The sequence below is a fragment of the Paracoccus sp. 22332 genome (assembly GCF_052045125.1).
Classification (GTDB): domain Bacteria; phylum Pseudomonadota; class Alphaproteobacteria; order Rhodobacterales; family Rhodobacteraceae; genus Paracoccus; species Paracoccus haematequi_A.
This window is the reverse complement of record NZ_JBQEOI010000130.1, coordinates 1-629: the sequence shown is the minus strand read 5'-3', so window position 1 is coordinate 629 and position 629 is coordinate 1. Positions and strand designations below refer to the sequence as shown.

1 protein-coding gene is annotated in these 629 nt (G+C 65.0%); it reads left to right on the top strand.

Annotated elements, in window-relative coordinates; translation table 11 throughout:
- Nucleotides 1–182, top strand: a 182-nt coding sequence (locus ACTJI6_RS24180; protein WP_440804327.1) for a CopG family antitoxin, incomplete at its 5' end; no start/stop codon positions are given.
- Between the last annotated feature and the right edge of the window lie 447 nt (nucleotides 183–629).

Here is a 629-nt window from a genome sequence, read left to right as displayed (position 1 = left end):
AGTACGACCTGTCGGGCTTCGAGCCGATGCGGTTCGAGTTCGCGCCGAAGGCGGCTTCGCTGAACATGCGCCTGCCCGCCGCGCTGCTCGACGCGGTGAAGGCCAAGGCCAAGGCCCGCGGCATCCCCTACACGCGCTATGTGCGGATGCTGCTGGAAGCGGACGTGGCCCCGCCCCGGTGAGCTGACCGGCGGGCGCTACGCCTCGGGGGCGGCCCAGGTGGCACGGGCAGCTCTCTCACCTGCCACGCCGCCCCAGCGGCCAGGTCGGCAGGCTGGGAAAATCAGAAAACCGCAAAGAGGCGCTGTAACGCCCCACAGGGGCCTCTCAGCCCCTCGATAGGGAAATCCACCCAAGAACCAGAGACGGGCCTCTACGGGGTCTCTCCGTGGCTCTGAGGGGCCATTGCTGCTTGCCCCTCCGGTGCCCTCGCCAGAACGGCATCCCTGCCCCTTGCTCCCGGATCGTTGCCTTGCAGCCCCACTCGGCAGGCTCGGAGAGCGGCCCTGAATCCCCCTGATCTGTGAAGGCTGTTTTCGGATGTGTGTTAATGGCAGGAAATGTAACTTGGATACTTCACAACTGCCAAGTTGGATACTTCACACATGCCAAGACGCAAGTTCAGCCGC